Source organism: Pseudomonas sp. GM24 (genome assembly GCF_000282235.1).
Taxonomy (GTDB): Bacteria; Pseudomonadota; Gammaproteobacteria; order Pseudomonadales; family Pseudomonadaceae; genus Aquipseudomonas.
The window spans coordinates 82,272-107,081 of the sequence record NZ_AKJR01000206.1 but is presented as its reverse complement, the minus strand read 5'-3'; the positions used below and the strand labels follow the sequence as shown (position 1 = coordinate 107,081).

General features: G+C 57.6%; 23 protein-coding genes. 10 read left to right on the top strand and 13 right to left on the bottom strand.

Going from position 1 to position 24,810, the window contains the following annotated elements:
- From PMI23_RS22455 to PMI23_RS22435, 5 genes are all read right to left on the bottom strand, one after another.
- Positions 1-601, bottom strand: a 601-nt coding sequence (locus PMI23_RS22455; protein ID WP_007950149.1) for an electron transfer flavoprotein subunit beta/FixA family protein, incomplete at its 3' end; no start/stop codon positions are given.
- Positions 602-660: 59 nt separating this feature from the next.
- Positions 661-1,899 (bottom strand): CaiB/BaiF CoA transferase family protein, encoded by a 1,239-nt coding sequence (locus tag PMI23_RS22450; protein WP_007910352.1) that lies wholly within the window; start codon positions 1,897-1,899, stop codon positions 661-663.
- Between the two features lie 24 nt (positions 1,900-1,923).
- Positions 1,924-3,126 (bottom strand): 3-oxoadipyl-CoA thiolase, encoded by a 1,203-nt coding sequence (locus PMI23_RS22445; RefSeq protein WP_007910353.1) that lies wholly within the window; start codon positions 3,124-3,126, stop codon positions 1,924-1,926.
- Positions 3,127-3,150: 24 nt separating this feature from the next.
- Positions 3,151-4,680: a 3-hydroxyacyl-CoA dehydrogenase gene (locus PMI23_RS22440; RefSeq protein ID WP_007910354.1), complete on the bottom strand. Its 1,530-nt coding sequence runs from the start codon at positions 4,678-4,680 to the stop codon at positions 3,151-3,153.
- A gap of 3 nt (positions 4,681-4,683) precedes the next feature.
- Entirely contained in the window at positions 4,684-5,469 is a 786-nt protein-coding gene (locus PMI23_RS22435) for an enoyl-CoA hydratase (protein ID WP_007910355.1), read from the bottom strand.
- Between the two features lie 237 nt (positions 5,470-5,706).
- Between PMI23_RS22435 and PMI23_RS22430 the strand changes: the two genes are divergently transcribed.
- The 8 genes from PMI23_RS22430 (at position 5,707) to PMI23_RS22395 (ending at position 13,361) form a co-directional block, all read left to right on the top strand.
- Entirely contained in the window at positions 5,707-6,573 is an 867-nt protein-coding gene (locus PMI23_RS22430) for an IclR family transcriptional regulator (RefSeq protein ID WP_007910356.1), read from the top strand.
- Positions 6,574-6,633: 60 nt separating this feature from the next.
- Positions 6,634-7,788 carry an acyl-CoA dehydrogenase family protein gene (locus PMI23_RS22425; RefSeq protein ID WP_007910357.1) on the top strand — a complete coding sequence of 385 codons (1,155 nt, stop codon included), beginning with the start codon at positions 6,634-6,636 and terminating at the stop codon, positions 7,786-7,788.
- 59 nt (positions 7,789-7,847) lie between these two features.
- On the top strand, positions 7,848-9,119 hold the full coding sequence (locus PMI23_RS22420; RefSeq protein ID WP_007910359.1) for an MFS transporter: 1,272 nt from the start codon (positions 7,848-7,850) through the stop codon (positions 9,117-9,119).
- 359 nt (positions 9,120-9,478) lie between these two features.
- Positions 9,479-10,171, top strand: coding sequence for a 3-oxoacid CoA-transferase subunit A (locus PMI23_RS22415; RefSeq protein ID WP_007910360.1), 693 nt, complete (start codon positions 9,479-9,481; stop codon positions 10,169-10,171).
- 8 nt (positions 10,172-10,179) lie between these two features.
- The gene (locus PMI23_RS22410; RefSeq protein ID WP_007910361.1) at positions 10,180-10,821 is read left to right on the top strand and encodes a 3-oxoacid CoA-transferase subunit B; all 642 of its coding nucleotides are present in this window, start codon (positions 10,180-10,182) and stop codon (positions 10,819-10,821) included.
- A 151-nt stretch (positions 10,822-10,972) separates the two neighbouring features.
- On the top strand, positions 10,973-11,401 hold the full coding sequence (locus PMI23_RS22405; protein WP_007910362.1) for a MarR family winged helix-turn-helix transcriptional regulator: 429 nt from the start codon (positions 10,973-10,975) through the stop codon (positions 11,399-11,401).
- A 52-nt stretch (positions 11,402-11,453) separates the two neighbouring features.
- The gene (locus tag PMI23_RS22400) at positions 11,454-12,710 is read left to right on the top strand and encodes a M20 family metallopeptidase (RefSeq protein WP_007910363.1); all 1,257 of its coding nucleotides are present in this window, start codon (positions 11,454-11,456) and stop codon (positions 12,708-12,710) included.
- Positions 12,711-12,716: 6 nt separating this feature from the next.
- Positions 12,717-13,361, top strand: a complete 645-nt coding sequence (locus tag PMI23_RS22395) for a trimeric intracellular cation channel family protein (RefSeq protein ID WP_007910364.1) — start codon at positions 12,717-12,719, stop codon at positions 13,359-13,361.
- A 25-nt stretch (positions 13,362-13,386) separates the two neighbouring features.
- Here the strand turns inward: PMI23_RS22395 and PMI23_RS22390 are convergent, their stop codons facing one another.
- The 7 genes from PMI23_RS22390 to PMI23_RS22360 form a co-directional block, all read right to left on the bottom strand.
- Positions 13,387-14,724 (bottom strand): MFS transporter, encoded by a 1,338-nt coding sequence (locus PMI23_RS22390; RefSeq protein ID WP_007910366.1) that lies wholly within the window; start codon positions 14,722-14,724, stop codon positions 13,387-13,389.
- Between the two features lie 29 nt (positions 14,725-14,753).
- Positions 14,754-15,671 carry a formylglycine-generating enzyme family protein gene (locus PMI23_RS22385; RefSeq protein ID WP_007910368.1) on the bottom strand — a complete coding sequence of 306 codons (918 nt, stop codon included), beginning with the start codon at positions 15,669-15,671 and terminating at the stop codon, positions 14,754-14,756.
- Positions 15,655-17,361, bottom strand: a complete 1,707-nt coding sequence (locus PMI23_RS22380; protein ID WP_007910370.1) for an arylsulfatase — start codon at positions 17,359-17,361, stop codon at positions 15,655-15,657. The genes PMI23_RS22385 and PMI23_RS22380 overlap by 17 nt, the downstream gene beginning before the upstream one ends.
- 47 nt (positions 17,362-17,408) lie before the next feature.
- Positions 17,409-18,818, bottom strand: coding sequence for an alginate export family protein (locus PMI23_RS22375; RefSeq protein WP_007910372.1), 1,410 nt, complete (start codon positions 18,816-18,818; stop codon positions 17,409-17,411).
- Positions 18,819-18,948: 130 nt separating this feature from the next.
- Complete coding sequence (catA, locus tag PMI23_RS22370) at positions 18,949-19,884, bottom strand: catechol 1,2-dioxygenase (protein ID WP_007910374.1); 936 nt, start codon at positions 19,882-19,884, stop codon at positions 18,949-18,951.
- A gap of 49 nt (positions 19,885-19,933) precedes the next feature.
- Positions 19,934-20,224 (bottom strand): muconolactone Delta-isomerase, encoded by a 291-nt coding sequence (gene catC, locus PMI23_RS22365; protein WP_007910377.1) that lies wholly within the window; start codon positions 20,222-20,224, stop codon positions 19,934-19,936.
- A gap of 25 nt (positions 20,225-20,249) precedes the next feature.
- Positions 20,250-21,371, bottom strand: coding sequence for a muconate cycloisomerase family protein (locus tag PMI23_RS22360; protein ID WP_007910378.1), 1,122 nt, complete (start codon positions 21,369-21,371; stop codon positions 20,250-20,252).
- A 150-nt stretch (positions 21,372-21,521) separates the two neighbouring features.
- On the opposite strand from PMI23_RS22360, the gene PMI23_RS22355 reads away from it, so the two are divergent.
- The gene (locus tag PMI23_RS22355; protein WP_007910380.1) at positions 21,522-22,394 is read left to right on the top strand and encodes a LysR family transcriptional regulator; all 873 of its coding nucleotides are present in this window, start codon (positions 21,522-21,524) and stop codon (positions 22,392-22,394) included.
- A gap of 43 nt (positions 22,395-22,437) precedes the next feature.
- Here PMI23_RS22355 and PMI23_RS22350 read toward each other — a convergent pair whose 3' ends face one another.
- Positions 22,438-23,313 carry a LysR family transcriptional regulator gene (locus PMI23_RS22350; RefSeq protein ID WP_007910381.1) on the bottom strand — a complete coding sequence of 292 codons (876 nt, stop codon included), beginning with the start codon at positions 23,311-23,313 and terminating at the stop codon, positions 22,438-22,440.
- Between the two features lie 100 nt (positions 23,314-23,413).
- Between PMI23_RS22350 and PMI23_RS22345 the strand changes: the two genes are divergently transcribed.
- On the top strand, positions 23,414-24,763 hold the full coding sequence (locus tag PMI23_RS22345) for an MFS transporter (protein WP_007910382.1): 1,350 nt from the start codon (positions 23,414-23,416) through the stop codon (positions 24,761-24,763).
- Positions 24,764-24,810 lie beyond the last annotated feature (47 nt).

Genomic DNA, 24,810 nt, shown 5'->3' with positions numbered 1-24,810 from the left:
CTTCGAGAGGCTTCTTCTTGGCTTTCATGATGTTTGGCAGGGACGCATAACGCGGCTCGTTCAAACGCAGGTCGGTGGTAACGATGGCCGGCAGTTTCAGGGAAACCGTCTGTGCGCCGCCGTCGACTTCGCGGGTGACGGCAACGCTGTCGCCGCTGACTTCGACTTTCGAGGCGAAGGTGCCCTGACCGTAACCGGTCAGCGCAGCCAGCATCTGGCCAGTCTGGTTGTTGTCGCTGTCGATGGCTTGTTTGCCGAGGATCACCATCTGAGGCTGTTCCTTGTCGACAACCGCTTTCAACAGTTTGGCAACGGCCAGGGACGTCAGGTCTTCAGCGGATTCGACGAGGATGGCGCGGTCGGCACCCAGAGCCAGCGCGGTGCGCAGTTGCTCTTGAGCGGTGGACGGGCCGATGGAGACGACGACGATTTCAGTCGCAACATCTTTCTCTTTCAGGCGTACGGCTTCTTCCACGGCGATTTCACAGAATGGGTTCATCGACATTTTTACATTCGCAAGATCGACGCCTGAGTTGTCCGCTTTAACCCGGACCTTGACGTTGTAGTCGACCACCCGCTTGATGGCTACGAGGACTTTCATGGAAAACTCCATTGCAAAAAAAAGAGCCCGGCTCGCGTTCGGCGCGCCGGGAAAGCGAATCAGCGCTCGCCCAACTGCTCAATCACGCCGCTGGCCTTCAGTTGCGCCAGGCGCTCGTCGTCCAACCCCAACTGACGCTTAAGCACTTCATCCGTATGCTCACCGAGCATCGGCGCCGGGCGCAGGTATTCCACCGGCGTACCCGACATCTTGATCGGGCTGCCGACGGTCACGAAATCGGCCTTCAGCGGATGGGGTATCGTCACCAGCATATTGCGCGCCTTGACCTGAGGCTCATCCAGCGCCTGGTCGATGCTGTTGATCGCGCCTATTGGCACACCCCGAGGGTGAATACGGTCGATCCATGCCTGCGCGCGCCCCTCAAGGAAATGCCGAGACAAGATTTCGATAATCGCTTCGCGATTGGCCACCCGGTCGGCGTTACGCGTGAAACGTGGATCTTCAGGCAGGTGTGCGAGGTCAATGGCCTCGCACAACGCGACGAATTGCGAGTCGTTGCCGCAGGCGATGATGAAGTCCTGGTCACTGGCGCGGAATACCTGATACGGCACAATATTGGCGTGAGCGTTGCCATATCGCCCAGGCGGCTTGCCGGAGGCCAGGAAGTTCTGACTCTGGTTGCACAGGGTGGCAACCTGCACATCCAGCAACGCCATATCGATATGCTGACCGAGCCCGGTCTTTTCCCGGCTAAGCAGCGCCGCCTGGATCGCCACCGTGGAATACAACCCGGTCATCAGGTCGGAAAAAGCCACGCCGACCTTTTGCGGTCCGCCACCGGGCAAGTCATCGCGTTCCCCGGTGATGCTCATCAGCCCGCCGATGCCCTGCACGATAAAGTCGTAACCGGGCTCGGCAGCACGCGGGCCGGTCTGCCCGAAACCGGTGACGGAGCAGTACACCAAGCGTGGGTTCAACTCCGCCAGCGACGCGTAATCCAACCCATACTTGGCCAGGGAACCAGCCTTGTAGTTTTCGATCAGCACGTCGCAATCGGTCGCCAGGGCACGTACCAACGCCTGCCCTTCCGGGCTGGCCAAGTTGAGCGCCACCGATAACTTACCGCGATTGGTCGACTGATAATAGGAGGCCTCAGAGGTCAGCTCGTCGCTCTGGCCTTTCATCCAGGGCGGCCCCCAGCCGCGGGTGTCGTCACCGACGCCTGGCCGTTCCACCTTGATCACTTCCGCGCCGAGGTCGGCGAGGGTTTGCCCGCACCAGGGCCCGGCAAGTACACGGCTCAAGTCGAGCACGCGGTATCCAGTCAAAGCACCCATGTCATTTCACCTTTACTTGAGCGTTCACGCGCGCTCGATAACCATCGCCAGCCCTTGGCCGACACCGATACACAGACTGACCACGGCGAAGCGTTTTCCGCTTTCCTGCAACGCCCGCGCGGTACTCAGCGCCAAGCGCGCGCCTGAGGCACCCAGTGGGTGGCCCACCGCGATCGCGCCACCGTTGGGGTTGACCCGAGGATCGTCAAGCGCAAGGCCCAGCCCCTTTAGACAACCCAGCACCTGGCTGGCAAACGCTTCGTTGATTTCGATGATATCCATGTCCGCCAGCGTCAGGCCGGCGCGGGCCAAGGCTTTGTTGATCGCCTCCACCGGGCCGACGCCCATGATGCGCGGCGCAACACCTGCGGCGGCGCTCGAGAGAATTCGCGCCATAGGCACTAACCCGTGGCGCTCACCGGCGGCGGCAGTACCGATCAGCAGTGCCGCCGCCCCATCGTTTACACCTGAAGCGTTGCCGGCGGTGACCACACCACCTTCGTGCAAAGGGCTTAGGCGCGTGAGGGCCGCAAGGTCGGATTGTGGGCGTGGGTGTTCGTCTTGCTCGACCAGGTTGGGCGGCGTCTTCCGACTAGTAGGGACACTGACACTGAGGAGTTCGTCGTTGAAGAAACCGCGCTGGCGTGCGGCATGGTAATTCGCCTGGGAACGCGCAGCGAAAACATCGGCCTGGGCCCGGTCAATGCCGTATTCCTGGGCCACGTTGTCGCCGGTCTGCGGCATGCTGTCGTTACCGAACTCGGACACAATCCTCGGGTTGGGAAAGCGTGCGCCGATGGTGCTGTCGAACACTGTGAAATCGCGGCTGTAGGCCGCCTCTGCTTTGGCCATCACGAAGGGAGCACGGGACATGCTCTCCACCCCGCCGGCAACGAACAGTTCGCCTTCCTGACAGGTAACAGCCCGGGCGGCATCGATTACCGCGGCCAGCCCACTGGCGCACAGCCGATTGATCGTCTGCCCCGGCACCGTCACAGGCAAACCGGCGAGCAGCGCAGCGTGACGCGCAATATTGCGACTGTCTTCACCGGCCTGGTTGGTATTACCAAGGATCACGTCTTCGATGGCATCGCCAGGGATGGCATAGCGAGCCAGCAATTCCCGGATCACATGGGCCGCAAGATCATCGGGCCGCACGGGCGCCAGCGCGCCAGCGTGGCGACCGAAAGGCGTGCGCAACCCTGCAAAAATATAAGCGTTGAGCATGGCAGTTTCCTAAGCGTTAAGGGATCAAGTCAGGGTCGGTTCGGGATGGCACAGCGACAGGCTGAGTGCCGCACGACGGCGCAGCCACGGGCCAGGTCGGTAACGAGGGTCACCGGTCAGTTCAGTCATGCGCTCCAGGATAGTCAGCAACCGCTGGGGCCCGACGCTGTCCCCCCAGGCCAATGGCCCTTGCGGGTAACCCAGCCCCCGGCGCACGCCTTCGTCCAGGTCTTCGACGCTGGCAATGCGTTGTTGCACGATATCGCCCGCCAGGTTGACGATCATCGCCAGCACCCGTTGGGCCACAAAGCCGACACTGTCATTGATCACGCTGACACCCACACCATCGCGTGCAAGCAATGCGTGTGCGGCATTGCGCAGGTCGACGCGGGTGGTGGGGGTAAGCATCAGCGTGCGGTAACGAGTGCAGTCGAGCAGCGGGTCGATGCAAACGGTACGGGTCGGGTCGGTGGCAAAGCGTTGCGCCGCGCGAGTGGCGTCATCCCCATACGGTGCCAGCAGGCACAACGCATCATCCGACGGTGTGGCCCCCTGCTCTACCTGCGCGCCGAGTTGCTCCAGCAATGCGCTCAAGCTGGCGCGGTCATTGTCGTTTTCGGTACCCAACCAGACGGGCGGAAACGCGTCCACAGTAGGTACGGCCTGCGGCTCCGGCGCATCCACCCTCTGGCCATCGACATACCGGTAGAAACCACGCCCGACCTTACGCCCGACATACCCCGCCTCGAGCATCTGGCGGGTCAGCGCGGCCGGACGATAACGCGGTTCCTGGTAGAACTGGTTGTAGATTGACTCGATCACCGGGTGGGACACATCCAGCGCCGTAAGGTCGAACAACTCCAGCGGCCCCATGCGGAACCCCAAGCCTTCACGCAGGATGCGGTCAATCTCTGCGGGTTCCGTTACGCATTCCTTGAGTATCTGCAGGGCTTCGGTGCTGTAGGCACGCCCGGCGTGGTTGATGATAAAACCGGGGGTGTCCTTGGCCCGGATCCCGCGATGTCCCATCCGCGTAGCCAGCGCTTGCAAGCTGTCGCCGACGCGCGGATCGCTTGCCAAGCCATCGATGACCTCCACCACCTTCATCAGCGGTACCGGGTTGAAGAAGTGAAAGCCCGCCACACGTTCCGGGTGCTTGCACTCACGCGCGATGCTGGTCACGGACAGCGATGAGGTGTTGGTGGCCAATATGCAGTCATCGCGCACCACCGCTTCAAGTTGGGCCAGCAAGGCCTGTTTGGCATCCAGGCGCTCAATAATGGCCTCCACCACCAGGTCAACATCGCTGAGCTCGGTTAAAGCCGTCGCCACCCGCAAACGCTCAAGTGTTGCCTGGGCATCGCTGCCGGGAACCTTGCCCTTGGCAACCAGCTTATCCAGGGTCTGCCCCAGGTTTGCGCGAGCGGCCTCGGCGGCGCCCTCGCGGTTGTCAAACAGCAAGACTTCAACACCTGCCTGGGCTGCAATCTGGGCAATGCCGGTGCCCATGACGCCGGCACCCACCACCGCCATGCGCTTGATTTCACGTGTCATGGGTCATTCCCCCAAAAAGCTGGCTTTGCGTTTTTCCAGGAAGGCGTTGGCACCCTCCTTTTGATCCCGCGAGTCAAACAGCAACTGGAACGCCTTACGTTCCAAGGCCAGCGCACTGTCCAGGGGTAAGTCGGCACCGAGCAACATCACTTCCTTGATCTGCGCAACCGCCAACGGTGGCAATGCGGCAATCTCTGATGCGAGCTCAAGCGCGCGCGGCAACGTGCGCTCATCACTCACCACCTCGCTGACCATGCCTATTGCAAGCGCCTCGGGCGCGGGCACCAGGCAGCCCGTCAGCGCGATACGCATGGCCTGGAACTTACCGACCGCACGGATCAGCCGTTGCGTGCCCCCCGCCCCCGGCATCAGGCCTAGCTTGACCTCAGGCTGACCGAAGCGCGCCGAGTGTCCGGCAACAATAATGTCGCAGTGCATCGCCAGCTCGCAGCCGCCACCCAAGGCAAAACCGTTGACCGCGGCGATCACCGGTTTAGGGCAACGAGCGATGGCATCCCACAGGTATTCCGTGTGACGACTGTACATCTCGATCGGGCTGGCCTGGGCGAACTCGCGGATGTCGGCACCGGCGACGAAACACTGTTCGCCGCCGGTGAGGACGATCGAACGCACCCGCGCATCAACGGATAGCGCACGAAAGCTCTCGGCCAGTTGTTCGCGCACTGCGCTGTTAAGGGCGTTCTTTACTTCGGGCCGTTCAATACGTACGACAGCGACGCCATCCTCGCGAATCTGTACATGCACGACCGGTTCTGGTTGGGAGTTCATAGCGACCTCTTATTATTGTTTCGATAGGCGAAACTGAGTACCGTATTTTCAATCCATCATAGGGAGGCTTCCAATTCTCTGTAAACATAAAACACAAAAAATCTAACAAAGCTCAATGATTACTGGTTTTTATCCGCCAACAAAAAAGCTATTGGTATTTTTATCGCAAGCGAATACAATTTCGCCAGACGAAACTCTATTTTATTTTCTTGCATTTTTTTAAAGTGAGGTTCTACCATGGCTCGCATCAAGGCAGATCAGCAGGCAGCTGACACGACCAAGGGAGCGGATGAAATCGGGTTTCTGAAGATGGGCATGCTCGACCCCGCCAGCGCACTGAGCGACGACGAAAACAGCGGCCAATTCGTGACGGCATTGGCACGCGGCCTGGAACTGATGAGGTGTTTCACCCCGCGCGACAACGTGCTGGGCAATCAGGACCTGGCGCGCATGACCGGCCTGCCCAAACCGACCGTGACGCGACTGACCAATACGCTGATGCGTCTGGGCTGCCTCAAACGAGAAGTGCATTCGGGCAAGTATCAGCTGGATGTCGGGGTGTTGGGTTTTGGCTACGCCATGTTGTCGAACCTGGCGATTCGCACGGTGGCCCATCCGTTGATGGAGGAGCTGGCGAACCACGCCCAGGCCGCCGTCGCCATGGCCTCTCGTGACCGCCTCCAAATGGTGTACCTAGATGTGGTCCAGGGCCAGGGCAACATGACCATGCGTCGTCAGATCGGCAGCTACTTGCCCCTTGCACAGAGTTCAGTAGGCCGTGCATGCCTGGCGGCCATGCCGGAAACCGAGCGGGAGTTTTTGCTCGATCACATTCGCCAGCGCGAATCGGAGCAGTGGCCAGCCATCCGCAAAGGGCTGGACCGGGCATTCAGAGATTACGCCGACTACGGCTTCTGTCTGTCGATCGGTGAGTGGCATCGCGACGTCAATTCCGTGGCCGTGCCGTTGGTGCACCCGCAATACGGGTTGCTGACGTTCAACTGCGGTGGGCCGAGTTTTCAACTGCCCCGCGAACAGCTCATGGACGACATCGGGCCTCGCCTGATCAACATGGTTAATAACATCGGTGCCGCTGCTCGCTGACGCAACGGAGTGACGGCGCCCCAATAAAGAACCGCTCGCCTGCGAGCGTTAGGAGCGCACATGATCCGTGATACCGAAACCCTGCAGATTCTTCTGGACTCACTTCGTCAGTTTGTCGGCGAAGTGCTGATCCCTCGGGAAAACGAGGTGGCCGACACCGACGCAATCCCCCAGGACATCGTTGAACAGATGCAAGCCATGGGTCTGTTTGGTCTGACACTGCCGGAAGAGTTTGGCGGGCTGGGTGTCACGATGGAGGAAGAGGTGAATATCGCCTTCGAGCTGGGACGTACATCCCCGGCGTTCCGCTCCTACATTGGCACCAACAATGGGATTGGCTCTATCGGCATTTTGCTGGATGGCACTGACGAGCAGAAACAGCACTACCTGCCCAAACTTGCCAGTGGTGAATTGCTCAGTTCTTTCTGCCTGACCGAGCCGGATGCAGGTTCTGATGCAGCCTCACTCAAAACCAGCGCGGTGCGTGATGGCGATACCTATATCCTCAATGGCACCAAACGCTTCATCACTAACGCGCCGCATGCTGGCATATATACGGTTATGGCGCGTACCAGCACCGAGATCAAAGGTGCCGGCGGTATCAGCGCGTTTATTGTGGAGCGCGGTACCCCGGGTGTTTCTCTGGGTAAACCCGACCACAAAATGGGCCACAAAGGGGCTCACACCTGTGACGTGATTTTCGAGAATGCGAGAGTCCCCGCGAGCCAGCTCATCGGTGGTATCGAAGGTGTCGGTTTCAAGACCGCCATGAAGGTGCTCGACAAAGGGCGCCTGCATATCGCGGCACTGAGCGTCGGCGCTGCAGAACGTATGCTGGATGATGCCTTGCGCTATGCATTGGAACGCAAACAGTTCGGCAAACCCATCGCCGAGTTCCAGCTGATTCAGGCGATGCTTGCCGACAGCAAGGCAGAAATCTACGCCAGTCGGTGCATGGTGCTGGACGCCGCGCGCAAGCGAGATGATGGCCATAACGTCAGCACCGAAGCCTCGTGCGCGAAAATGTTCTCCACCGAAATGTGCGGGCGTGTCGCCGACCGTTGCGTGCAAATCCACGGGGGCGCCGGTTACGTGAGCGAATACGCTATCGAACGCTTTTACCGTGATGTGCGCTTATTCCGGATCTACGAAGGCACCACCCAGATCCAGCAGATAGTCATTGCCCGAAACATGATCCGCGACGCTCAGAGCTAAGGCGAGAAACGCGCACCATTCGGGTCAAGTTCCCCTACAAATATAAAAAAGGTAACTCCATGGACGCTGCTCAGGCGAGTGCGACCGCGCACGCCAAATCCGGTAACTGGGTGCTGGTATTCATTTTTTGCTTTCTCGGGTTGCTGATCGACGGCGCTGATCTGATGCTGCTTTCCTACAGCCTCAGCAGCCTCAAGTCTGAATTCGGCCTGACCAATGTCGAAGCCGGAAGCCTGGGTAGCTTTACCCTGGCCGGCATGGCTATCGGAGGTATTTATGGGGGCTGGGCCTGCGATCGCTTCGGGCGGGTGAAAACTGTTGTCTGGAGTATCGTATTGTTCTCCGTCGGCACCTCTATGCTGGGACTGACGCACAGCTATTGGCAATTTGCGGTCATTCGTTTTCTGGCATCGCTTGGAATCGGCGCGTTGTACGTGGCTTGTAACACGCTGATGTCCGAATACGTCCCTACTCGCTACCGCACAACGGTGCTCGGCACGTTGCAAGCGGGTTGGTCGGTCGGCTACATCGTTGCCACCCTGCTGGCCGGTTGGATGCTGCCAAGTCATGGCTGGCGTGCGCTTTTCTATGTCGCAATCATCCCGGTGGTGCTTGCAGTAGTAATGCAGCGCTTCGTGCTGGAGCCTCAAGCCTGGATCGACGCGCAAGCCGAGCGTGCTCGACAAAAACTCGCCGGCACACAGCGAGGGTCGATTGAAAAGCGTGAAGGCATGTTCAAACAGATTTTCGGTGAGCCTAAAGCTCGCCGGATGTTTATCTGCTGGGCACTGACTGCCGGATTTCTCCAGTTTGGCTACTACGGCGTGAACAACTGGATGCCGACTTATCTGGAGAGCGAATTAGGCATAGATCTCAAATCCATGACCGGTTATATGGTGGGTACCTACTCCGCAATGATTTTGGGCAAGATTCTTGCGGGCATGGCGGCAGACCGCATCGGGCGTCGAACCGTGTTTGCATTTGGCGCGCTAGGGACGGCAGGGTTTCTACCGGTAATCGTACTGTTCCAAAGTCCGGAAAACATACTTTGGATGCTGGTCGTGTTCGGCTTTCTGTACGGTATTCCCTATGGTGTAAACGCCACGTACATGACCGAAAGTTTCGAGGCGAAATTACGCGGTTCTGCAGTGGGCGGCGCGTATAACATGGGCCGTTTAGGTGCGGCGGTCGCGCCTGCAGCTATTGGCTTCCTGGCTTCACATGGTTCAATCGGCGTGGGTTTTATCGTGATGGGGGCGGCGTACTTTATTTGCGGGGTGATCCCGGCGTTATTCATCAGGGATAAGCAGTTCGATCCGCAAAAGCAATAGCCTCTACTCAACCTCAGCAGCCTGGGGTATCCCTCGGTTCAACAGGCTGCTGTCAACTGCTGGCAAAGAGTTCTTCTACCCCCAGCAGTTACACGCGCATTGATCGCCAAACCTATTGTTAATACCATCGCACGGATGTTATCGGTGACGATTACGGCGCTCAAACATCACCAGACATTTGCAGTCGAATCCTTACCATTCGCGCGCGGATGCGTTCGCTAATCGCACGACATCGCCTGCTCGAACACCCTCCTTTACTCATTGTTTGGCACGCTACGCATATCGCTGCAGGCGCCGCCAGCCCTGCGGTTCGCATGCTGATTGATCTGTTCAATCAAGATGAATAACAGGAGAACGACTTGATCAACAAAACCTTTGAATCCATCGCGGCAGCGCTTGATGGAATAGCCGATGGTTCGACCATCATGGTCGGTGGTTTTGGTACCGCCGGCATGCCGTCTGAGCTTGTGGATGGTGTTATCGCCTCAGGCGTCCGCGAGCTGACCATCATCAGCAACAATGCCGGTAACGGTGAAATCGGTCTTGCCGCCTTACTCAAGGCTGGGCGGGTTGCCAAGGTCATCTGTTCGTTTCCACGCCAATCCGATTCCTATGTATTCGACGAACTCTACCTGGCAGGAAAAGTACAACTTGAAGTCGTCCCGCAAGGCAACCTGGCTGAACGCATTCGCGCCGCAGGTTCAGGTATCGGTGCGTTTTATTCGCCAACCGGCTACGGCACGTTGCTGGCCGAAGGCAAGGAGACCCGGGTGATCGACGGTCGCAACTACGTGCTGGAAATGCCGTTGCGCGCCGATGTGGCACTGATCAAGGCAGAGAAAGGAGACCGCTGGGGCAACCTCACCTATCGCAAGGCTGCACGCAATTTTGGGCCGATCATGGCCATGGCAGCGACGACCGCCATCGCTCAGGTCAACCAGATCGTCGAGTTGGGCGAGCTGGATCCCGAGCACATTGTCACACCGGGAATCTTCGTTCAGCGCGTGGTCGCCGTGCCGCTCGCCCGTCTTGCTAAAACCAACGTCAACTGAGGTCCGCCATGACTGCTATGAATAAACTCTCACGTAGCGAAATGGCCCAGCGTGTGGCCGACGATATTCTTGAAGGCTCCTACGTGAACCTCGGCATCGGCGTGCCGACGCTGGTGGCCAATTATCTGGGTGACAAGGAAGTGTTCCTGCACAGTGAAAACGGTGTGTTGGGCATGGGCCCGAGTCCCGCGCCGGGTGAGGAAGACGATGATCTGATCAATGCCGGCAAACAACACGTGACGCTGCTGGCCGGTGGTGCCTACTTTCATCACGCAGACTCCTTTTCAATGATGCGTGGTGGACACATCGATATCGCCGTTCTGGGTGCTTTTCAGGTCTCGGTCAACGGTGACCTGGCCAACTGGCACACCGGTGCTGCAGGTTCCATCCCAGCGGTGGGCGGTGCCATGGACCTGGCGACTGGCGCACGCCAAGTGTTCGTCATGATGGATCACCTGACCAAGACAGGCGAAAGCAAGTTGGTGCCGCAATGCACCTACCCGCTGACTGGCATTGGCTGCGTGACGCGGATTTATACCGACCTGGCCATCCTCGACGTGACCCCTGAGGGCTTAAAAGTCAGGGAGATTCTGGCCGATATCAGCTTTGAAGATCTGCAATCGCTCAGTGGCGTGCCGCTGATCAAGTGACAGGGCTTCAACCCTGCGCCGGACAGCGTTATGCACTGTTCGGCGACTGATACTCACGCTTCACCTCCACACCGCATTAACCAGCCACTGAAAATATAGTTGAATAATTCAACTATATCTCTATACTTCAGCCATACGACTGGAGCCCGCCATGTATTCCGACTTTCTGAATTTCAAGCTTGATATGGCCAGTGCCCTGCTGATGGAACGGGCGAATACCGTCTACCTTCAGCACTGGGATCTGGATGTCCGTGGATTGCGGGTTCTGCGCTTGATTCAGGCCTGCCCTGATATCACCCCGAAAGAAGTTTCAGCACGGGCCTTGCTGGAAAAGACACTGCTCTCCAAGACTCTGGCACTGCTCGAATCGCGGAATCTGATATCGCGCTCCCCTCACCCGGTCGACCGCCGTAGCGTTGGATTGCGTACCACTGCCGCGGGCTCGCAGATCGCTGACGACTCCACTGTCGTCGGCTCCGAACTTGAAGATCAACTGGTCTCTGCGCTCTCGCCCAAAGAGCGCGCGGCACTGGATAGTCTGCTTTCAAAACTGATGGAAAGCTTGCTTCCGCCTTCCTGACACCACCTCTCTCCCCTCTTTTTTCTGCCCTCTTTTACATAAGGAGTACCCCATGTCGTCCCTGAAAAAGTTGATTCCGGATCTTGATGCCTTGTTGCCTGAACTGGAGGACGTCTACAAGGACTTGCACCGTCATCCTGAACTGTCGATGTACGAGTATCGCACCGCGAAAATCGCCGCGGACTACCTGGAGCGTTATGGGTACGAGGTGACGCGCGAAATCGGCGTGACCGGTGTTGTCGGTGTGTTGCGTAACGGTGACGGTCCGGTGGTCATGTTGCGCGCTGACATGGACGCATTGCCCATGGCTGAGGCCACAGGCCTGCCCTATGCGAGCGATGTGGTCACCCGCGACGAAGACGGTGTTGAAGTTTCTGTTTGCCACTCCTGTGGACATGACATGCACGTCACCTGGTTGATGGGAGTGGCTCGGGTTCTGTCCGAACAACGCAGTACCTGGAGTGGCACGCTTCTGGCTGTATTCCAGCCGGGCGAGGAAGTGGGTGTTGGCGCGCAGAGCATGATCGACGACGGCATGCTCGATCGCTTCCCCAAGCCGGACATCATTCTCGGTCAGCACGTCATGGTCGGGCCGGCCGGCACTGTGGGGCACCGCAGCGGCACCATTCTTTCGGCTGGCGACAGCCTGAAAATCAAGATGTTCGGGCGCGGAGCTCACGGCTCTCAGCCGCAAACGTCGGTTGACCCGGTGATCATGGCGGCATCCACCGTGCTGCGCCTGCAGACCATCGTCTCGAGAGAAGTCTCTCCGCTCGATCAGGCCGTGCTGACGGTCGGCTCGCTGCAAGCGGGCACCAAGGAAAACATCATCCCGGACAATGCCACGTTGAAACTCAACATGCGCACCTACGACGAAGACGTACGCGAGCACATGCTGGGTGCGATCAAACGCATCTGCTGCGCTGAATGCTCAGCCTCCAACGCACCGCGCGATCCCGAGATCACCACCATCAACCGCTATCCGTTGACGGTCAATGATGCGCGCGCATCCAGCCGTTTGGCTGATGCCTTTGGCGCCTGGTTTGGCGACAGAGCTTATGAAACCGCACCGGCCGCTGCGAGTGAAGATTTCAGTGTATTCGGCCGCGCGTGGAAGGTGCCCTACGTGTTCTGGTTCGTGGGTTGCACAGATCCGCAGATCTACGAACAGGCCAAAGCCACGGGAAAAATCAACAGCATCCCGAGCAATCACTCGCCGCAGTTCGCGCCTTTGCTGCACCCGACATTGCGTACCGGGCTCGAATCGATGCTTTGCGCAGCATTCGCATGGTTCGGCAACGCTGAGTAACCAGGCATGGACACCCACCTGATCTACACCGTCATTGACCTGCTCGGCACGTTTGCATTTGGCGTGAGCGGTGCCATTGCCGCACGGCAGCAGCGCCTTGATCTGTTTGGCATTGCGACCATCACGTTCATCGTTGCCTGTGGTGGCGGGATTCTGCGGGATCTGTGTCTCGGCACACTGCCGCCGGCCGGGCTGTCGAGTTGGCGCTACCTGATCGTGTCGCTGCTCGCTTCAGCGTGGGTGGTGTGTGCTTACCCGATGGTGTGTCGAATGAAATCCCCCGTGCAATTGTTCGATTCCATTGGCCTCGGGTTATTCGCGGTGGCAGGCGCAAAGAAGGCACTGACCGTCCACGCCGGTGCCGAGGTTGCGATATTGCTGGGGATGGTCAGCGCTGTCGGGGGCGGTGTGCTCAGGGATGTTTTGCTGTCGCGTGTGCCCAGCATTTTGCAGCGGGAAATCTACGCGTCTGCCGCGTTGGCTGGGGCAGGTGTTGAAGTTTTGCTGAGTTACAACGGCGCCGATTCCGTGATGGTCTCGTGGCTGACCGCAGCAGGATGCACCCTGCTGCGGCTGGCGTCATTGCACTACGGTTGGCGGCTGCCATCCACCGACGATGAATCTGAAAATCGCCCGGACAGTACTCATTAGGCCCGGTGCGAACCGGACTCGATGCTTATTCACTGGGTTGTAACCTGACTTCTTCGTGCGACTGCACCGTTCGACGCTTGAGAAATATCAGGATAGCCGCTGCACCAATGACGCCCGGAACGGCAAATACCAGGAAACTGGCCTGCAGTGGCAAGCTTGATCCGTGCAACACACCGCCAAGCACGGGCCCGATGATTGCGCCTATCCGGCCTATCCCCATCGCCCACCCCAAACCGGTGGAACGGACATGTGGCGGGTAATATTGAACGGCGCAGGCGTTCGCCAGAATCTGAGTGCCGATTGTGCAAGCTCCGGCAATCGCGATGAGCAAGTAGAGCATCATCAAGGGAGCCTTCACGGCCAACAGGCTCAAGGACAATGCTCCGCAGGCAAAGAAAAACAACAGCACTTTGGCGATGCCGACTCGATCACCCAGCCATCCGCCACCGATGGCGCCTACGATAGCCCCCGTGTTGAGCACAAACAGAAACGCCAGACTTGAATTGAGCCCGTATCCAGCGCTGCTCATGATCTTGGGCAACCAGGAACTCAATGCGTAAACCATTAACAGGCAGCAGAAAAACGCTACCCACAAAGCGAGCGTACTGATCGTTCGCCCATCACGAAACAGTTCTCCCATTGAGGCTTTCGTTCCCTGCGAAACGTTATGGATCAGTAGGTCATCGGGTTCAGGCGCATAGGCAGGCGTCGCCTTGGCGAGCAAAAATTTGGCCCGTTCGATTTGCCCGCTGCGCAGAAGAAAATCCATTGACTCTGGCAGTTGCTTGATCAGCAACGGCGTCAGCAACAATGGAATCAATGCGACATAGAACACCGCTTGCCAACCCCACAAGGGGATGAAGATCATCCCGAGCCCTGCCGAAAGCATCCCGCCCAGCGAGTACCCACTGAACATGATGGCGACCAGCGTACTGCGTGATTTACGAGGCGCGTATTCATTCATCAGGGCAACGACATTCGGCATGACCCCACCTATTCCCAAACCGGCGATGAAGCGACATACCGCAAAGGTTTCGGGCGTGGAGGCAAAGCCGTTCAGCGCTGTTACGCCGCTGAACAGCAACACACACATCATGATGGTTTTGCGTCGGCCAATCCTGTCCGATAGCGATCCGAAAAACAGTGCGCCCAGCATCATCCCGACGAGTGCACAACTACCGAGTGCGCCAGCCTGCAACGCAGTCAGATCCCACTCGGCCATCAAGGACGGCAGCACGACACCGTAGATCACCAGGTCGTAGCCATCAAAGATGATGATCAACGCGCACCAGAACAACACTCGCGCATGAAAGGCATTGAAACGGGCCCCGTCGACCAGGGCTGAAGCATCGATTTTACGCATGGCATCGCTCGTTTTTTGTTGTTGTTCAGTCATCGCCTGACACACCTGAAGCCAATGTGAGAACTGGTAGTGTCAACGGATTGTGGCGATCGAGCTGGCGCACGGTAGCGCTGGCAATAGTTGGGCGCACACAGGTGTGATCCACCTTTGAGCACCTTCATCCCCGCCGATATTTTCGCGTTTGTGCAACATGACTTTTGGGGCGCGTCATGGGTGGTCTGGAAGACCGAAGTCGTCCACTCCCAGACATTGCCGATCATGTCGAACAGGTCGAATCCATTGCCGGGAAAGGTTCTTACCGGAGACGTACCGGCGAAGCCGTCGGCTTCCAGATTCTCGTGGGGAAAGGCGCCCTGCCAGGTGTTTGCCTGGTGCTGGCCATTAGGCGCCAACTCATGCCCCCAAACGAACTCGCTTGCCTGATGCCCACCCCAGGCGGCGTATTCCCACTCCTGCTCGGTAGGTAGGTCGCAACCTGCCCATTGGGCATAAGCCATGGCATCTTCGAGCCCGACGTGCACCACCGGATGATTGTCCATATTGCGTAGATTCGAACCGGGTCCCTGCGGGTGAGACCAATCAGCTCCCGGAACCAACGACCACCAGCGGCTCACATCATCCAGAAGCACAGGGCTGGTTGGCGGTATGAATACCAGCGATGCAGGTTGAAGCTGCGCGGGCGGCACACCGGGGTAGTCTTCAGGTCTCAGGGGCCGTTCGGCCTGCGTGACATAACCGGTGCATGCGATGAATTCGGCAAACATGACATTGGTGACCGGCGTGTCTTGAATCTCAAAACCCTCGACCTGCTCCCAATGGGCTGGTGCTTCTTCCGGGTAATGACGATCCGACCCCATCAGAAACGACCCGCCCTTCAGCCGGCGCCAGTTGGCAAGTCTGACAACGGCGTGATCCTCTTCGCTGCGCGCATCAATCGACTGTTTCATAGTGCTTAATCTCGTTGCCGAAACGGATTTTCGTCGCGAGTTGTTCATCCCATGTAATACCGTTACGCGCTTGGCACTCTTGCCATTGATTCAGCAAGGTTCGGGTAATCTGAGGATTCTGATCCGCGAGATCTGCGCGCTCGGTCGGGTCCTTGCGAATGTCGAAGAGTTCCCATTTGCCCGGCCCCCAAGGCGTATTGCTGAAGGTCATTTTCCATTTGCCTTGCAGCAGTGAGACTCGACCGAACAATTCGGTGCACTGCATCTGATCTTCCGGGTGAATGGCAGGGCTGGCCGCTTTCAGAAAGCTCAGTGCAGACGTCCCCTGCATTTTTTCAACGCTGGTATCGCGCGTTGATGGGTGTTCGACCCGAGCCAGTTCCAGGAACGTGGGAGCAAGGTCTTTCACACTCATATAAGCGTCTGAAGCTTCCCCGTGTCGCATACCCGGCCCGGCGATGAACGCTGCAGTACGAATGCCGCCTTCATAGGTAAAAGCCTTGTACATCCTGAAGGGTGTCGAGCTGACACGTGCCCAGTTTGGACCATACCCACTGAATGATCCCGGCTTGCCGATATTGTCCAGTGAGTTGTCAAAGTTTTCGGCAATCCACTTCGCGTTGTTCGGCGTGACGTCGTCCGGATTACTGCCTTCTGCGCCGTTGTCGGAAAAGAACACGAACACCGTGTTGTCATACTGCCCGGTATCTTTGAGGTGCTTGACCACCTTGCCGACGTTGTCGTCCAGATTAGTGATCATTGCCGCATAAACTTCCATTCGTCGCGACTCTAACGCCCTCTCGCGGGGTGACAGCTTTTCCCAGGTGGGCCATACGCCGGGGCCGGGATTGATCTGTACATCCTGCGCGACGAGTCCTTTGTCCTTCATCCGTTTCAGGCGTGCTTCGGCAATGTTTGCATAGCCTTTGTCGTAGAGGCCGCGATAGCGTTCGAGATACGCTGTGGGTACCTGCAGTGGCCAGTGCGGTGCGGTGTACGCCAGATAGGCGAAGAACGGCTTGTCGGTAGCCGCTCCAATCTGCTCAATGGCCGTGCGCGTGAAGTAATCCGACGAGTAATCGAAGTTTTTCGGGAGGTCGATATCTTCCCCATTCAATCGATAACTCGCCTTGGGATTCCTGTCGGTGGTGCCCCCTTGCGTGAAATGGTCGGCAGAGCCCTCGAGAAGCGCAAAGGACTGGTCAAAACCTCGCGCCTTCGGTCCCAGTTCAGGTGTTTTGCCAAGGTGCCATTTACCCACCATCATCGTGCGATAACCGTTGGCCTGAAGCAGCTTCGGAAAGGCCACAACGCGATCGGTCAGATAGCCCTCGTAACCGCGTTTGCCTGCCTGCTCGGGAAGTACCAGTTCGGCCATGGTGCCAACACCGGCGATGTGATTGTCGGTGCCGCTCATGAGCATGGAGCGCGTCGGTGAGCATGTCGGGGCCGTGTGGTAATTGCTGAACGTCACCCCTGCCCTCGCGATGGCGTCCAGGTTGGGCGTCTGAATTTCACTGCCGAACGCACTCAGATCCGAATAGCCCATGTCATCGGCCACGATCAGCACGATGTTCGGGCGACTGTCTTTTTCTATCGAGGCTGCATGGCTGTAGGGTTGCGAAAGCAGGCTGATGCCTCCTGCCAGGGCAACAGCACAGATCATCGATGGTTTACGTTTAACGAACATTGCGGACTCCGTTGTTATTGTTCAGCAGGCAAAGAATCGCCAAAGGATCAGAAAACGAACTGGGTGTAGATACCGAAGTAGTCAGTGTCTTTACCGCCGATATCCTCCAGGGCCGCCCCGGCCTGGACATGGGTATACATGGCGTGAACGGTCGTGAACCGGTTCACGCGCCAGTCGACGATGAAGTTGGTATTGGTTGCGACGTGCCGCGCATTTCCCTGGTTCGGCGCGTAGGGAGCAGCGGTCGGGAGGTAATAGATGCCGTCCTTGGTGCTTTCACGCATCAGGACATCGACGTTCGCTTCGAGCTTCACGTCCTGGGTCAATTTGAGCGATGCCACGGGGGCGACATTGATCATGTTGGTCGCGGTAAACCAATTGGCATCGGTGTACACCAGACCTGATGCAAGCGCTGGCGCAACGAAGTCGCCGAGGGTGTTGTCGTTCGGATCGTCGTCGCCGCTGAACGCGTTGGCTCGAATCCCCAAGCGAGGCGTTAGCGGTACATCTTTGAAGGTGTAACCCGCCTGCGTCATCAGTCCCCAGGCGCGGATGTCCTGGCCGCCGCTGTTGCCACCCTGCACCACGGCTTCAATGTCGTAATCCCACGGCGTGGATTGGCGATAAAACCGTACGCCATAACTGTTGCGCCGCTCATTGCCGGCGACACTGGTGTAGACCGCATTGTCTCGACCGAAGGTATAGGCGAATACATCAATATTGCTGTCCAGAGGGCTCCAGACTGCCGTGCCGTATACCCCGGAAAAATCCTGATGTTTATCGCGCTGGTCATCGAACTTGAGCGGATCGATCTGCGTCGGACTGACCGAGAACAGCTCCCAGCGGGTCTTGCACGGGGTTTGCCAGCCCAGCTTCACACCATCATAGGTGTAGCGGACGTTGGCACCTTCGCGAAGTCCGGCAAGGCGCACACTGCCCATAGGCATCACGAAACGTCCGCCCCGAACGTTAAAGACTCCATAGGAATCATCTCCCATGGAATATTCGGCGAACATTTGCTGCAGATCGGTCTTGTCGCGATTGAATCGACTCACCCGCTCGGAGAAAAACTCGCGGTTATCACCCAGCTCGGTAAATACCCGCAGACCATTACTCAAATTGAGATCTGCGCTGAGTCTCAGACGCTGTTGCAGCATGCTGTTTGGATTGGCTTTCCCGCCCACACCCAGCAAGGCATGTTGATAGTCCTGATACTGGTATCTGACTTCGCCACCGATAGCGAGATAGTCCCGTGCATCACCGGACAAGGGAATGTAGCGGATAGAACCTAACGGATCGTTGCGACGGATGTTTTCATCGGCGAGGTACAGTGGGTTGTCGGCCCACGCAATGGTGCTGACGGGCGGCAACTTCAATTGTGTTGCTTCTTGCGCCATGGCAAGTGATACGCCACACAAAAGAGACGAGCACAACAAGGGCTTGGAATAACTGTTCATTGTTAGCCTTTCTTATTTTTATTATTACTTTTGCAGGCTGCGAGTTCCCTTCAATGCCTTTCACATCACTGTGTGCACCTGGAAGAAAGTCAGGTGGCAACTTGCGTGGAGTTGCCACCCTTCCCTTGCGTCAGTCCTGAAGCACGCGCGGGCGCAAGCTCCGCTGCTCTTGTGTTGCAGCCTCAGCCGGTTGCAGTTGGAAGTCGAAAGACAGCTCGGCGAAACGCCCTTCTACACCACGTTTGGCACTCGATTGAGCGTCATCAATGAAGCGCACTTCACCGATCAAGCCTTCTCGCGTGGCGTAGGCGAAGTCGTCCCACAGGTACTTTTCGCCTGACAGATTGATTTGAGTGGTCAGGTGGCGGTAACCGGGTGCTGAAATGAAATAGTGAATATGCGCAGGACGCTGACCGTGGCGACCCAACAGATTCAGGCATTCCTGAGTCGGGCCCTGAGGATCGCAGCCATACCCGGACGGGACGATACTGCGCGCACGATAGCGGCCCTCGGCATCCGTAACGATGCGCCGACGCAAGTTGTACGCCGATTGGGATTTATCGAAGTAGGAGTAGTTGCCCTTGGTATTGGCCTGCCACAAGTCGACGATAGCGCCCGCGACAGGCTGGCCTTGCAGGTCGACGACCTGGCCTTCGATGAACAGCGTTGTGGCGACGCCCTCTTCACTGCCATCGTCCATACGCGCTTCGCCTTCACACAGCGGAGCACCGGCGACATACAGCGGGCCTTCGATGGTGCGAGGCGTGCCGCCGGTGTGGCCAGCCTGTTCATCGCGGGCATCATTGAGCAAATCGAGGAAATGCTCGAGGCCAAGTCCGGCCATGAGCAGAGCGGCTTCACCGCGACCGCCCAGGCGATTCAGGTAGTCGATTGCGCTCCAGAATTCGTCATCGGTAATCTGCAGGTCTTCGATCAAACGCGCACTGTCTTGCAATACACGCAGCAGGATCTGTTTGACTCGCACGTTGCCTTGATCATTGTCCAAACCAGCAGCTTGTTTGAAAAATGCCTGGATCTCATCAGAGCTGGAAATTCTGACAGTCATGATTATGTTCCCATCTTTTTATTATGTTCAAAGTCGCAAAGAGCAACGCTTAACGATCGTCTTCGTGGATCGATGAAGGATGGCGGCAGAGCCCAGTCACTTCGATATCCATGTACGGGAACAGCGGCAATTGCATGAGCGTGTCATGCAAAGCCTCAACGCTTTCGACGTCAAAAACGCTGAAGTTGGCGTAGTGACCAGCGATACGCCACAGGTGCCGCCATTTGCCTTCAGTCTGTAAACGCTGCGCCAGTTCCTTTTCATCGGCTTTCAAACGCGCGGCTTTCTGTGGGTCCATGTCCACGGGAAGCCTCACCGTCATTTTTACGTGGAAGAGCATCTTTCTTATCTCCTGATAACAAGGTTTAGCGGCGACGGAAGCGGGCCAGGCGATCTTCATCAAGCGTCAGCCCCAGACCTGGTGTGGTCGCAACATGCAAGTGGAAGTCGCGGTAGACCGGTGCTTCGGTAACGATTTCTTCGGTCAGCAGCAGCGGCCCGAACAGTTCGGTTTGCCATTGCAATTGCTCAAGCGTGATGAAGGCATGGGCCGATGCCAGCGTGCCGACGGCGCCTTCGAGCATCGTGCCGCCATACAGCGCAATGCCGGCCGCCTGAGCGATATGGGCGGTGCGCAGGACAGCGCGAGGGCCACCGTTCTTGGCGATCTTGAGGGCGAAAATACTCGCTGCGCCATCGGCGGCGAGGCTGAAAGCATCCTCGACACACTCGATGGATTCGTCGGCCATGATTGGCGCCGGGCTGCGCTGGTTGAGACGAATCTGCCCGCCGCGATTGATCCGGGAGATGGGCTGCTCGATCAGGTCGATCCCGTTCTCTCCCAAGACCTGGCACCCCTTGATCGCTTGAGATTCGCTCCAGTATTGGTTCACGTCGACCCTGACACTGGCGCGGTCGCCAAGGGCTTTCTTGATCGCGACCACGTGAGCAAGATCTCGCTCCAGCGCGTTGGCGCCAATCTTCAGTTTGAAAATGCGGTGACGACGCAGCTCGAGCATCTGCTCGGCTTCCTGGATGTCTTTGGCGGTGTCACCACTGGCCAGCGTCCACGCCACTTCGAGTGCATCGCGAACGCGCCCGCCCAGGAGTTCGCTGACAGGCAGACCTAAACGCTTGCCTTGGGCGTCCAGCAATGCCGTTTCGACTGCGGACCGGGCAAACGTATTGCCTTTAATGGCCTTGTCCAGACGCTGCATCGCGGCATTGATGTTCTCGGCATCCTGGCCAATCAGCAACGGCGCGAAATAGCTGTCGAGGTTGGTCTTGATGCTCTCCGGACTCTCATTGCCGTAAGCCAGTCCACCGATCGTCGTCGCTTCGCCGATGCCCTCGATACCATCACTGCAAAGCAGGCGAAGAATGACCAGGGTTTGCCCCTGCATGGTATGCATGGCCAACTTGTGCGGGCGAATGGTGGGCAAGTCGACGATGATCGTCTCAAGGCGCTCGATCCGGGTTAAGTTCATTTCTGGTTCCATTGTGCGCAGGTTCAGATATGGGTCGTGATGCCTGTGCATCGATACCCACGGAATCTTGTTTGATGTAACTTAGAATCCGCGCAACGTATCCACTGCGTCCAATATTCATTTTGTCTCTCTCCATACCTCGGAGGTATCGTGGAATTAAGACATATCCGCTACTTTCAAGCGGTGGCTGAAACACTCAATTTCACCCGTGCCGCCGAGCGCCTGAATATCGCCCAGCCACCGCTCAGCCGGCAGATTCAGCAACTCGAAGAGCATTTAGGTACAGCGCTGCTGGAGCGCACGCGTCCGGTGCAATTGACCGAAGCGGGCCGCTACTTCCATGAGCACAGCGGCATGCTGCTCAAGCAGCTTGAACAGCTGTGCGAGAACACTCGACGCATAGGTGAGGGGCAGCGGCAATGGCTGGGTATAGGCTTCGCGCCGTCTACCCTCTATGCGCTGCTGCCTGAACTCATTCGAGAATTACGCCGCGATTCAGACCTTGAGCTGGGCCTGCAGGAAATGACCACGCTTCAGCAAATCGAGGCACTGAAAAGCGGCCGTATCGACATCGGTTTTGGTCGTATTCATTTCGACGATGGCGCCATCCACCAGCAAGTGCTCTATGAAGATCCGCTGGTCGCGGTACTGCCGACCGGGCACCGTTTGCAGGGTGAAACCATTACGCTGGAACGCCTGTCGCACGAGTCCTTCGTGCTGTACCCGGCCAACCCGAGACCCAGCTACGCCGATCATGTTTTAGCGTTGTTTGCGAATCACGGTATGGGCCTGCGGGTATCTCAATGGGCCAATGAGCTGCAGACAGCCCTGGGCCTAGTGGCGGCGGGACTGGGCATCACGCTGGTCCCCGCCTCTGTTCAGCAGCAACATCGTGCGGATCTCACCTACGCGCCTATTCAGGATTCCGAAGCGGTATCGCCGATCATTCTGAGTCGCCGGGCTGGCGACATCAGTCCAATGATTCAACGCTGTCTGGCAATAATTACGGCCATCAACCACTGAGTATCAGGGCGCCTGTTTGCCCTGGGCGTCAAGCGAAACGGGATCAACGAGTACTGCTGGCCAATCCCAAACCGCAGGGTGCCAGTAACTTCACGATTGCATCGGCGGTCCTGCGTATCACCGTGTCGTTTCGCCGATCAGGATGCATGGCCACCCAGATATCGAGATCGAGCATGGGCAGATCGCTTTCCAGTCTGATCAGCCGAGGATCCGGATCGCCGATGAAGCAAGGCAATCCCGCAACCGCGATGCCGGTGCACGCCGCGTCGTACTGCTGACTCAAGTCGGTCACTTCACAGGCCACGCGCCTGGAGCCGATGATTTCGTAGAGCCAACGTTTGTGGGCAAAGTCGAAGTCTGGATCGTTATAACCGACAAATTCCCAGGCGTGCTCGTCATGGATGTTGTAATAGTCAGGCGCGGCATAGAGACCAAATTTCATGACCCCGACTTTGCGGACGATGTCCGTGTCCTCGATCGGCGATGCAAGCCGCAGTGCCAGATCAGCCTCAAGCCTGGACAGTGAAACAACATGGGAGTCGCTAAGAATCGAGAGTTGCACGGGCGGATCCAGGCGACACAGCATTGCCACATTCGGCGTCAGCAAGTGCCTCGACAGGATAGGCGGCGCCGAGATCGTTACCTTCGAACGCACGGTAGAGCTGGCAGTCAGGCACTTGCGCTCTATTGCGAACGCTCTTGAGTCGATTTCGACGAGATCGTCCAATAACTGCTGCCCGATAGCCGTCAACGGTGATTCACGCGTGAGCCTGTCAACAAGCCGAACATTGAGTTCGGCCTCCAACGCAGCGAGCCGGCGACTGACGGTTGCCTGATTGACACGCAAAGTCCTGGCAGCCCCTGAAAGACTTCCGGCCCGTGCGATCGCCAAGAAATAACGTAGATCTTCCCAGTTCATAAGCCATGCAGATATGCATTGATAGTGTGCGAATTATAGTATTTACGCATATCACGTCAACCGTTACTTTCAGGCCCATTCCTCTTGATGCGAACCTGATATGCCCAAAACTTCCTTAGCTGCGATTCAAATTGCAGCCTGTCTCGGCTTCTTGGTTGTCCAGCTTGACGTCAGCGTCGTCAACGTTGGGCTCGGAACGTTGAAGGCAGCATTCGACACCAATCTCACCGGCCTCCAATGGGTGATCAACAGCTATGCACTGGCTTTTTCTGCCTTGCTGATTCTCGGCGGTGCATGGGGTGACAAGTTCGGCGCCAAGACAATCTTCGCGGTGGGGTTTGTAATTTTTACAGTCGCCTCGATTGGCTGCGGACTGTCAAACAGCATGGCGATGCTCATTGGTATGCGCATCGTTCAAGGTATCGGGGCCGCCCTGCTGGTTCCAACCTCCTTGACGTTGATCAGAGTCAGTTTTCAAGACCCTGAAAAACGGCGTTCGGCCGTGGCAATGTGGGGCGCGTGCGGCGGCATCGCCTTGGCTGCCGGTCCAGTGATCGGTGGATTGTTGATTGAGTCACTCGGCTGGCGCAGCATTTTCCTGCTTAACGTACCGATTGGCATTCTCGCGGTGGTATTGATCCTGCGTCATGCCCCGCAGTCGCCTCGTACTGATCAGAAAGTGGATGCGCTGGGCCAAATCTGTATTGCTGCCTGTCTGGCGTCTCTGACCTATGCACTGACTGAGTCAGGTGCTATCGGCTGGAGCACTGAAACCCTTTCAATCCTGTTGCTCGCCGGCGTGTGTGCAGTGGCCTTCGTGCTCATCGAGCGACGAATCAAGCATCCGATGCTTCCAGCCCGATTGGCCAAAAACAGGATCCTCGCCACCACCGCTCTGGCAGGGGCAGCGATCAACCTGACGTTTTACGGCACGGTCTTCGTGTTCAGCATCTACTTTCAGTTGTTCCTGCACTACGATGCCTTCCGCACGGGACTGGCATTTATTCCACTGACCGCAGTGTTGACCTTCTCTACGATGGTGTCCTCCCGGATTGCCAAACGCGTGAGCGCCGCAAAAATCATCACGACCGGATTTCTTATTCAGATCGTCGGTTTCCTGGCTCTGTCCCAAGTCACTGCACAGACATCGCTCTGGTACTTGAACGTCGCCTTGATGATCGTAGGCATCGGCAGCGCCTCGTCCGTTCCCTCGATTACCAATTCAATGTTGTCAGCAGTCTCTCAGCAGGACGCCGGCATGGCCTCTGGATTAATGGCTTCAGCACGTCAATTGGGTGGAGTCATCGGCGTAGCGGTGTTTGGCGGACTGATCAGCAGCACCGCGCCCGAAGCTTTTGCCCGGGGTTTATCCAACTCGATGCTCGTCTCGGCTGCCGCTCTTTTTTTCTGCATTTGCGTCAACCATTGGGTAAACCGAAAGTCGTCCTGAGCATTGGGGACTTACCATTATTCGACTTGCTTATCGGTTTACCCGTC

What these genes read in the sequence shown, in the direction of transcription:
- PMI23_RS22450 (WP_007910352.1), bottom strand. Translation starts at nt 1,899, where the DNA reads ATGGGTGCTTTGACTGGATACCGCGTGCTCGACTTGAGCCGTGTACTT.
- PMI23_RS22445 (WP_007910353.1), bottom strand. Translation starts at nt 3,126, where the DNA reads ATGCTCAACGCTTATATTTTTGCAGGGTTGCGCACGCCTTTCGGTCGC.
- PMI23_RS22440 (WP_007910354.1), bottom strand. Translation starts at nt 4,680, where the DNA reads ATGACACGTGAAATCAAGCGCATGGCGGTGGTGGGTGCCGGCGTCATG.
- PMI23_RS22435 (WP_007910355.1), bottom strand. Translation starts at nt 5,469, where the DNA reads ATGAACTCCCAACCAGAACCGGTCGTGCATGTACAGATTCGCGAGGAT.
- PMI23_RS22430 (WP_007910356.1), top strand. Translation starts at nt 5,707, where the DNA reads ATGGCTCGCATCAAGGCAGATCAGCAGGCAGCTGACACGACCAAGGGA.
- PMI23_RS22425 (WP_007910357.1), top strand. Translation starts at nt 6,634, where the DNA reads ATGATCCGTGATACCGAAACCCTGCAGATTCTTCTGGACTCACTTCGT.
- PMI23_RS22420 (WP_007910359.1), top strand. Translation starts at nt 7,848, where the DNA reads ATGGACGCTGCTCAGGCGAGTGCGACCGCGCACGCCAAATCCGGTAAC.
- PMI23_RS22410 (WP_007910361.1), top strand. Translation starts at nt 10,180, where the DNA reads ATGACTGCTATGAATAAACTCTCACGTAGCGAAATGGCCCAGCGTGTG.
- PMI23_RS22405 (WP_007910362.1), top strand. Translation starts at nt 10,973, where the DNA reads ATGTATTCCGACTTTCTGAATTTCAAGCTTGATATGGCCAGTGCCCTG.
- PMI23_RS22400 (WP_007910363.1), top strand. Translation starts at nt 11,454, where the DNA reads ATGTCGTCCCTGAAAAAGTTGATTCCGGATCTTGATGCCTTGTTGCCT.
- PMI23_RS22395 (WP_007910364.1), top strand. Translation starts at nt 12,717, where the DNA reads ATGGACACCCACCTGATCTACACCGTCATTGACCTGCTCGGCACGTTT.
- PMI23_RS22390 (WP_007910366.1), bottom strand. Translation starts at nt 14,724, where the DNA reads ATGCGTAAAATCGATGCTTCAGCCCTGGTCGACGGGGCCCGTTTCAAT.
- PMI23_RS22385 (WP_007910368.1), bottom strand. Translation starts at nt 15,671, where the DNA reads ATGAAACAGTCGATTGATGCGCGCAGCGAAGAGGATCACGCCGTTGTC.
- PMI23_RS22380 (WP_007910370.1), bottom strand. Translation starts at nt 17,361, where the DNA reads ATGTTCGTTAAACGTAAACCATCGATGATCTGTGCTGTTGCCCTGGCA.
- PMI23_RS22375 (WP_007910372.1), bottom strand. Translation starts at nt 18,818, where the DNA reads ATGAACAGTTATTCCAAGCCCTTGTTGTGCTCGTCTCTTTTGTGTGGC.
- catA (WP_007910374.1), bottom strand. Translation starts at nt 19,884, where the DNA reads ATGACTGTCAGAATTTCCAGCTCTGATGAGATCCAGGCATTTTTCAAA.
- catC (WP_007910377.1), bottom strand. Translation starts at nt 20,224, where the DNA reads ATGCTCTTCCACGTAAAAATGACGGTGAGGCTTCCCGTGGACATGGAC.
- PMI23_RS22360 (WP_007910378.1), bottom strand. Translation starts at nt 21,371, where the DNA reads ATGAACTTAACCCGGATCGAGCGCCTTGAGACGATCATCGTCGACTTG.
- PMI23_RS22350 (WP_007910381.1), bottom strand. Translation starts at nt 23,313, where the DNA reads ATGAACTGGGAAGATCTACGTTATTTCTTGGCGATCGCACGGGCCGGA.
- PMI23_RS22345 (WP_007910382.1), top strand. Translation starts at nt 23,414, where the DNA reads ATGCCCAAAACTTCCTTAGCTGCGATTCAAATTGCAGCCTGTCTCGGC.